Origin of the sequence: Sandaracinobacter sp., assembly GCF_041909755.1 — a bacterium.
GTDB lineage: Bacteria > Pseudomonadota > Alphaproteobacteria > Sphingomonadales > Sphingomonadaceae > Sandaracinobacteroides.
Genome location: NZ_JAYRCW010000047.1, coordinates 12,291 through 20,903, shown reverse-complemented (window position 1 = coordinate 20,903; position 8,613 = coordinate 12,291). Strand labels below are relative to the sequence as shown.

8 protein-coding genes are annotated in these 8,613 nt (G+C 68.0%); 4 read left to right on the top strand and 4 right to left on the bottom strand.

Annotated elements, in window-relative coordinates; genetic code table 11:
- Window positions 1-88 precede the first annotated feature (88 nt).
- Window positions 89-277, bottom strand: coding sequence for a zinc-finger domain-containing protein (locus ACE3O8_RS08005; protein WP_374388560.1), 189 nt, complete (start codon window positions 275-277; stop codon window positions 89-91).
- 131 nt (window positions 278-408) lie between these two features.
- On the opposite strand from ACE3O8_RS08005, the gene ACE3O8_RS08000 reads away from it, so the two are divergent.
- Both ACE3O8_RS08000 and ACE3O8_RS07995 read left to right on the top strand, forming a co-directional pair.
- Window positions 409-2,703, top strand: coding sequence for a TonB-dependent receptor (locus ACE3O8_RS08000; RefSeq protein ID WP_374388558.1), 2,295 nt, complete (start codon window positions 409-411; stop codon window positions 2,701-2,703).
- Between the two features lie 200 nt (window positions 2,704-2,903).
- A complete protein-coding gene (locus ACE3O8_RS07995) occupies window positions 2,904-3,281 on the top strand; it encodes a UrcA family protein (RefSeq protein WP_374388556.1) in 378 nt (125 codons plus the stop codon).
- 84 nt (window positions 3,282-3,365) lie between these two features.
- Here the strand turns inward: ACE3O8_RS07995 and ACE3O8_RS07990 are convergent, their stop codons facing one another.
- Together ACE3O8_RS07990 and ACE3O8_RS07985 are read right to left on the bottom strand one after the other, a co-directional pair.
- The gene (locus tag ACE3O8_RS07990; RefSeq protein ID WP_374388554.1) at window positions 3,366-4,115 is read right to left on the bottom strand and encodes a LytR/AlgR family response regulator transcription factor; all 750 of its coding nucleotides are present in this window, start codon (window positions 4,113-4,115) and stop codon (window positions 3,366-3,368) included.
- A 42-nt stretch (window positions 4,116-4,157) separates the two neighbouring features.
- Window positions 4,158-5,315 (bottom strand): sensor histidine kinase, encoded by a 1,158-nt coding sequence (locus tag ACE3O8_RS07985; RefSeq protein ID WP_374388552.1) that lies wholly within the window; start codon window positions 5,313-5,315, stop codon window positions 4,158-4,160.
- Between the two features lie 165 nt (window positions 5,316-5,480).
- On the opposite strand from ACE3O8_RS07985, the gene ACE3O8_RS07980 reads away from it, so the two are divergent.
- Entirely contained in the window at window positions 5,481-6,251 is a 771-nt protein-coding gene (locus ACE3O8_RS07980) for an inositol monophosphatase family protein (RefSeq protein ID WP_374388549.1), read from the top strand.
- A gap of 76 nt (window positions 6,252-6,327) precedes the next feature.
- Window positions 6,328-7,779, top strand: a complete 1,452-nt coding sequence (locus ACE3O8_RS07975) for a coniferyl aldehyde dehydrogenase (protein WP_374388547.1) — start codon at window positions 6,328-6,330, stop codon at window positions 7,777-7,779.
- Window positions 7,780-7,801: 22 nt separating this feature from the next.
- Here the strand turns inward: ACE3O8_RS07975 and ACE3O8_RS07970 are convergent.
- On the bottom strand, window positions 7,802-8,613 hold an 812-nt coding region (locus ACE3O8_RS07970; RefSeq protein ID WP_374388545.1), incomplete at its 5' end, for a phospholipase D-like domain-containing protein.

Sequence of the window (8,613 nt, the reverse complement as noted above, 5' to 3'; positions counted from 1 at the left end):
TTCGTCAGCCGCTCGGCCTCGTGCGGATCCAGTTCGTAATAGATAAGTTCGTCCATGCCCCCGAAATAGGGGCATGGACGCCAAACGCCTAGTGGTGGTCGCCGCCCTCTTCGCCGTCCAGCACGAAGCGGCGGTCGCAATAGGGGCAGTCCACGAAGCCGCGCTCGTCGATCTGCAGCCACACGCGCGGATGGCCAAGCGGCCCTTCGTCGCCGTCGCAGGCCACGCGACGGCTGTGCACGGTGCGGGTTTCGGGCGGCTGCGGAACGGTCGACATGCCGCGCCTTCTAGCGGGCGCCGCGCCGCTCGAAAAGGCCCAGTCCAATTCATTGCGCCGCAACGGAAGTTTCGCTGCGCTGCAACAAATCACGGGCAGCAGGGCGCCTCCCACGCTGACGGAGCCGTTTCATGAAAAGCCTGTTCCTCCTCGCCGCATCCACCCTCGCGCTCACCCCCGCCGCCGCCCAGCAACCGGCCGCGGCAGACCTTGGGGAAGACATCATCGTCACCGCGCAGAAGCGCGAACAGAAGCTCGTCGACGTCCCCGTCAACGTCACAGCCTGGTCCGGCGAGCAGATGCAGCGCCTCGGCGTCAGCCAGTTCAACGAGCTGTCGGCCTTCGTGCCCGGCCTCAACATCCAGGAACAGTCGGCCAACAACCCCGGCTTCGTGATCCGGGGCATCACCTCGGATTCCGGCTCCGCGCAGGAAGCCGCCCGCGTCACCATCTACTACAACGGCGTGGACGTCAGCCGGTCGCGCGGCTCCTATTTCGACCTGTTCGACATCCAGCGCGTGGAAGTGGTGAAAGGCCCGCAGGCAACCCTGTTCGGCACCGCCGCCGCCGTCGGCGCGGTCAGCGTCATCTCCAATCCGGTCGAACCGGGAATCAAGGGAGAGGCCCGTGCCGCCTTCGGCAACTTCGGCCAGCGCCAGCTATCCGGCATGCTCAATGTCGGCAATGATGTCGTCGGCGCCCGCATCGCCTTCGCCTGGAAGGTCCGCGACGGCGTGGTGGAGAATATCGCCGGCGAAACCCCGAACGGCAGCGTGAAGCAGGACGACCTGAACGGCCAGGATCAGCGCGGCGTGCGCGTGTCGCTGAAGTTCGATCCCGAAGGCCCGATCCGCACCGACCTCATCTACACCTACGACGGCCAGCGGAACCCCGGCACCGCCTTCAAGTCGGGCACGCTGCCGCCCTATGGCGGCACCACCTCGCCCTACACCTTCGCGGAACTGGGCGGCTCACCGGTCGCGGCCAGCGTGTTCGAACATGACAGGCTCGGCCTCTGGCGCGACGTGCATGACCTGAACTTCACGGCCCGCTACCAGCCGGACGGCAGCCAATGGTCCACCGTCCACATCTTCGGCTACCGCAGGTTCGACAGCTATGAAGTGTTCGACGCCGACGGCTCGGGCGCCTGGTTCCTGGAATTCGCCGAGGATTCGAAGGGCGAACAGCTCAGCCACGAAAGCCGGGTGAACTATGATGGCGGCCGGCTGCGCGCCTTCGCCGGCTTCAACTGGTTCTGGGAAACGGGCACACAGGAAGTGCCCTTCAGCACCGAGGAAGGCACCTATCTCCAGTGCGCCGCCCGCGTGATCCCCGGCCTGCCCTGCGTGAACGCGGCCGGCGTGGTGACGGCATCGCAGGCGACGGCGCTGCTGACGGGCGGGCTGCTGAAGCAGATCCCCTACAGCTCCACCTTCCGCAACGGCGGCGAGTTCGAAACCATCTCCGTCTTCGCGGATGTCAGCTTCGACGCGGCCGACTGGCTCGAGCTGACGGCGGGCGGCCGCTACCTGTGGGAGGATCGCACCTCCTCCTATGTCTCCAGCCAGCCCAATTCGCTGCTGCTCGGCGCGCCGCTGCTGCCCTTCGCAAGCACCGGCGGACAGACCTTCCGCGCCAGCGGCAGCAACAGCGCCTTCCTGCCGCGCTTCAACGCGCTCATCCGCTTCACCGACGGGCTGAACGGCTACGCCACCGTGTCCAAGGGCCGCCGCAGCCCCGTCATCCAGCTGAACGCCCGCAACACCGCCGCCGGCCCGGTCGCCAACCGCACCGACATCCCGGCCGAAACCGTCTGGAACTACGAAGGCGGGGTGAAGGCCAGCATCGGCATCTTCAGCGGCAGCCTCGGCGTCTTCTACCAGACATACGAGAATTTCCAGGTCTCGATCATCGAGAACGGCCAGTCCGTCACCCGCAACGCCGGCTCCGCACGGAATTTCGGCGTCGAAGGCGAAGCCAGCGTCCGGCCGATGCAGGGCCTCAGCCTGTTCGGCAACTTCGGCTGGATCGACAGCAAGATCGACGACAAGGCCTCGAACGGGGTGTTCGCCGGCAACCGCTTCCGCCTGCAGCCCGAATGGCAGGCCGCCGCCGGGCTCGACGCCCGCATGCCGCTCGGCGCCGGGCTCGAGGCGTTCCTCACCCCCAGCGTCACCTACCGGTCAAAGATCTTCTTCGAAGTGCCCAACAAGGATCTGATCTCGCAGGGGCCGGTCACGCTGGTCAATCTCCGCGCCGGCTTCTCAGGGCGGGATGGCGGCTGGCAGGTCACCGGTTACGTCAGCAACCTGTTCGATGAAGCCCACCTGATCGACGCGGGCAACACCGGCGGCTCGTTCGGCATTCCCACCTTCATCCGGGGCAACCCCCGGCTCGGCGGCGTGGAGTTCGCGATTCGCTTCTGATCCGGCCCGCCGCCTGCACTTCGTCGATCCATCAATGGCATTCGTCGAAGCAGGTGGCGACCGCCGAACATCGGCCGCCGCCCATCGAGCCGGAAACGACAGTGCGGGCGGCCTCCGCCACAAGGGACACATGGTGCTGCCGGGGCCGGACAACCCCTCTCGACCGGATCCCGGCAGCATCCCCCAACAGGAGACCCCCGATGTTCGCCCAAACCAAGTCCCGCACCATCATGCCCCTCGCCCTTCTGGCCGCCGTCGCCATGACCTGCCTGCAAGGCGCCGCCTTCGCCGGCGAGGTGCCCCAGGAATTCAACGGCAAGACGGTGAAGATCTCCGTCGCCGGCCTCAACCTCGCCAGCCCCGACGCCCAGGCCCAGCTCGACGCCCGCATCCAGCGCGCGGTCCGCAACGTCTGCGCGCCCGCCGACTATCGCGACCTGCGCGCCATGGCCGACAGGCCTGCCTGCGAAAAGGCCGCCTACTCCTCCGCATCCGCCCGGCGCGACGTGCTGGTCGCCCGCGCCCAGAGCGAACAGCTCGCCGCCGGCACCGTCCAGCGCGACAAGACCGCCGACTGATTTCAAGCACCGAGACCCGATCAGTCCCAACTGGCCCGCCCTCCGCAAGGGGGCGGGCCGCTTCCTGTTGCGGCAGGCCGCCGCTCAGCCCCTGGTCACGCTCGCCCGCACGCTCGCCAGATAGGTCCGCCCGATCCGCAGCTGCTCGCCGCCGGAAAGTTCCGCCGTCCAGTTGCCCTGCCCGTCGTGCGTCAGCCGGGCGATCCGGTCGCGCCGCACGATGGTGGAGCGGTGCAGCCGGATGAACTCGGCCGGATCCAGCCGCGCCTCCAGCGCCCCGATCGTCTCGTGGATCAGCCAGCTCCGGGCCCCGGCGTGGAGCCGCATGTAATCCCGCTCGGCCTCGATCCGCTCGATGTCGGCCACGGCCACCCGCGCCAGCTCGCCCCGGTTCGGCACCCAGAATTCCTGGGCATAGCGCGACGGGGCCGCAACCGGCGCGCCGGCCGGCGCATCGGCGGCCAGCCGCAACCGGTCGGATACCCGCGCCACCGCCTTTTCCAGCCGCTCCGGCGCCACGGGCTTCAGCAGATAATCCACCGCCGCCGCGTCGAACGCGGCAACCGCGAACTGGTCGAACGCGGTCACGAACACGATCGCCGGGGCGTTGGCACGGCCTTCCAGCACATTGGCGACATCCAGCCCCGTCATGCCCGGCATGGCGATGTCCAGGAACACAAGGTCGGGCTCCAGCGCCTCGATCATCCGCAGCGCGGCTTCCCCGTCCGATGCAGTGCCCACCAGCTGCACGTCCGCCACCCGGGCGCACAGGATCTGCAGCCGCTCCACGGCCAGCGGCTCGTCATCGACGATCAGGGTCTTCAGTTGCGCCATGCGGCAGAGACTTGCCCCGGCCGGGGCGGTTCCGCAAGCCGGTCAGGCGCGGATCAGCGGCAGGGTCAGGCGCACCAGCCAGCCCCCGGCAGACGGGCGGCCAGATACGCAGTCGGCCGCGCCGCCATAGGCGGCCTTCAGCCGCGCCTCCACATTGGCAAGCCCGACGCCGCACCCGGCCTCGGCCGCCGTGGGCGACGCTTCGCCGTCGTCCCGCACCCACAGTTCCAGCTTGTCGCCAACCTGGTCGGCCGCGATCGTCACCGTCACCGGCCGCTGGCTGCGCGAGACGCCATATTTGATCGCATTCTCGACAAGCGGCTGCAGGATCAGCGCCGGCACCAGCGCATCTTCCAGCCCGCGCGGCACCGCCACCTTCACGATCAGCCGCTCGGGGAAGCGCACCTTCTCGATATCCAGATAGAGAAGCTGCAACCGCACCTCTTCCGACAGCGGCACATTCTCGCTCGCCTCCCGCGTCAACGAGGCGCGGAAGAAGGTGGAGAGGTTCAGGATCATCTGCTCCGCCTCCTCGCCGCGGGCGCGCATCACCAGCGAGCTCAGCGAGTTCAGCGTGTTGAACAGGAAGTGCGGGTTCACCTGATAGCGCAGCGCCCGAAGCTCGGCGGCCTGCGCCGCCTGCCGCAGTTCGGCCGCCTCGCGCTCCACCCGCCGCACCTTGGCGGCATAGGACAGCGCCACCCACATCACCGCCCACGAGGCGATGAAGAAATACCATTCAAGCGCCGACGAGGTGATCATCGACAGCGGCTCGCTGGTATAGGACGCCTTGTCGCCCTTGTACTCCATCTCCATCGCCAGATGCTCGGCAATGGGGAAGCCATAGAAGGCGATGTAGTTCACGGTCGCATAGGCAAAGGCCAGCGGCACCGAGGCGGCGAACGCGATGGTGAGCAGCCGGCCGGTGCGGGCCACCTCGAACCGCTTCAGCAGCAGATAGAGAAGACCTGTCAGCCCCATGGCGACAAGCGTCACCACGGCCCGGCGCAGCAGCATCTCGTCCTGGGCCGGCATGTCCGTCACCGCCGCCCGCGCCGTCGCCAGCACGAAATAGACGAGCCAGAAGCCGACGATCGACAGGATCGCCATGCGGCCGGTGGGTTCGGCGCCCGCGCGGCCGCCCGCGCCATCGTCGTCGGCGGACTGCTCCTGCGGCAAGGGCCTGAAGGGCTGGTTCATGCTTGCAACCCTACTGAAACATGGCGCCGGGCGCGACGCCCTTTGTCGATCATGTTCGGCCGTTCGTCGAACCGGTTCATTTGTTGTTAACCTTCCGATCGCCCTTTCCGGGCCGTCGCGAAGCCGCTAGCGGAACGCGATGCGCCCCCGCCCACAGGCCCCCCGATGACGATCGAAGCCGACATCATCCTGATCCAGCGCCTCGCCTCCGCGGCGGATCGGGCGGTCGCGCCGCATTTCCGGGCCCAGACAGCGGTGGAGCAGAAGGCGGACCTGTCGCCCGTCACCATCGCGGACCGGGCAGCGGAATCCGCGATCCGCGCCATTCTCGCCTCCGACAGGCCGACCGACGGCGTCTATGGCGAGGAATATGGCATCAGCCGGGGGCAATCCGGGCGGATGTGGGTGATCGACCCGATCGACGGCACCAGGGGCTTCGTCGCCGGCCGGCCGCTCTATGGCACGCTGGTCGCGCTGGTCGAGGATGGCCGCCCGGTGCTGGGCATCATTTCCGCCGGGGCGGCGGGGGATCGCTGGCTGGGCTGCACCGTGGGCCAGCCCCGCGCCGTGCTGAACGGCCGGCCGATCCGCACCCGCCCCTGCGCCGGGCTGGCCCAGGCCCGCGCCGGCTCCACCCATCCGCTCGCCTTTTCCGCCGCCGGCCATGCCGCCTTCCAGCGCGTCGGCCGGTCCGTCGCCGACATGCTGTTCGGCGGCGACTGCCACAACTATGGCCTCCTCGCCGCCGGCCAGCTGGATCTGGTGATGGAAGAGAATCTGAAGCCCTATGACTGGGCGGCGCTGGTGCCGGTGATCGAGGGGGCGGGCGGCATCATCACCGACTGGCGCGGCCAGCCGCTGACGCTCGCCAGCGAGGGCCGGGTTCTGGCGGCCGGCGATGTTCGGGTTCACGAACAGGCGCTTGAGCGGATTTAGCCGTCTGCACAGATAGCTTTGCGCCAGGCGCAACTGCCTCTATCCTCCGCGGAAAAGGGAAAGAGGGACCCACAGGATGACCATCGCCGCAGACGCCATCGCCCGCGACACCGCCGCCATGCAGGCCCTGCTTGAAAAGCAGCGCGCCGCCTTCACCGCCGAGCTGCCCGTCAGCGCCGCCATCCGCAAGGACCGGCTGCAACGCGCGCTGAAGCTGATGCTGGAACATCGGGAGGCGTTCAAGAAGGCGCTGTCGGACGATTTCGGCCACCGCCCGGCCGAGATGACCGACATCACCGACATCATGGGTTCGGTGAAGCCGCTGAAGCATGCGCTGAAGCATGTGGATGAATGGATGAAGCCGGAAAAGCGCAAGCTGGACTTCCCGCTGGGCCTGCTGGGGGCGAAGGCGATGGTGGAATGGCAACCCAAGGGCGTTGTCGGGATCATCGCGCCGTGGAACTTCCCCATCAACCTCACCTTCGCGCCGCTCGCCAACATCCTGGCGGCGGGGAACCGGGCGATGATCAAGCCCAGCGAGTTCACGCCGGCCACCTCCGAGCTGATGGCCCGGGCCTTCGCGCAATATTTCGACGAGGCCGAAGTGGCGGTCGTGACCGGCGGGCCAGAGGTGGGCAAGGCCTTTTCCGAACTGGCCTTCGATCATCTGATCTTCACCGGCGCTACCTCGATCGCCCGCCATGTGATGGCGGCGGCGGCGAAGAACCTCGTGCCGCTGACGCTGGAGCTGGGCGGAAAATCCCCCACCATCCTCAGCCGTTCGGCCGACATCGCCTCCGCGACGGAACGGGTGGCGATGGGCAAGATGATGAACGCGGGTCAGATCTGCCTGGCGCCGGATTACATGCTGGTGCCGCAGGAAAAGGAAGCCGAAGTGGTCGAGGGGCTGAAGGCCGCGACCACGCGCATGTATCCCTCGCTGCTGGCGAACGACGATTACACCAGCGTCATCTCGAAGCGGCACCGCGACAGGCTGGAGGCGCATATCGCCGACGCCCGGGCGAAGGGCGCGGAGATCGTGGAGGTGAACCCGGCGAACGAAGATTTCTCGAAGCAGAACACCAACAAGATGCCGCTGACGATCATCCGCAACCCCACCGACGACATGACGGTGATGCAGGAGGAAATCTTCGGCCCGGTCCTGCCGGTGAAGTCCTACAAGACGGTCGAGGAAGCCATCGGCTACATCAACGCCAAGGAGCGGCCGCTGGGCCTCTACTGGTTCGGTACCGACACCGGAGAGGAACGGCAGGTGCTCGACAAGACCGTGTCCGGCGGCGTGACCGTGAACGACGTGATCTTCCATGTGGCGCAGGAAGAACTGCCCTTCGGCGGCATCGGCCCGGCCGGCATGGGCAATTATCACGGCCACGACGGCTTCAAGACGTTCAGCCATGCCAAGAGCATCTACCGCCAGCCAAAGATGGATCTCGCCGGGCTGGCCGGGTTCAAACCGCCCTACGGGGAAAAGACTCGGAAAGCCTTGGCGCGGGAACTGAAGGCGTAGCGGTCAGCGCGTTTCGCGCCCCCTAGACCAGCTCGTCCGGCACGAACCACGCGGGCCGGCCGAACCGGCGGACGCGGGCATAGCGGTAGGGGAGGATGAACCCCTGCCGCTCCTCGGGCGCCTTCAGCACATTGCCGTCCGCCATTTCGCGCCACAGCGGCAGGCCCTTGCCGGGCGGCGGCAGGTCACCCGGCGCAATGTCCAGCAGCTGCCCCCACAGCCGCCGGCGACAGGCGGCGATGCCGTCCGCATCCTCCCACAGCAGGCCGAATTCGCTGTCCCAGCCAAAGCTGCGGCCGTTGATGTTGGCGGATGAGACAAGCGCGCGTTCGTCGTCGGCGATCAGCAGCTTGGAGTGGACATAGATCATCCCCGCGCCGAAGGCCGCGCCCCGGTCCGCGACCAGCTCCCTTTCCTCGTCTGTCAGCGGCGATTTCCGGCCCAGCGCGAACAGGCCGACCCGGTCGCCAAGGCTGCGGCGGAGCTTGCCCAACGCACGGGCCTGCAGCCATTCGCCGTGCCGGTGGGCGGGGTTGTCGCCATGGCCTTCGAAGGCAACCTCGTCGGGCGCCTGCGGCATCAGGATGATCACCTCCAGGCCGGGGTTGCGACCGGCGGCTTCCGCGATCCAGCCGGCCGCCCGGCGGGAGCGGAAGAACTGCGCTTCCACATACAGCGTGCGCCGGGCAGAGAAGATCATCTGGCGGTGCGCCTGCATCAGCTCCCGGATGTGGCGCGCCGGCCCCACCGCGAACAGCCGCCGGGACCGGCGCGATTGGGTCCGCAACATCTGCCCCCGCGCAGCGCCGCCGGGCGCGGCGGGCGGCGGTGCGA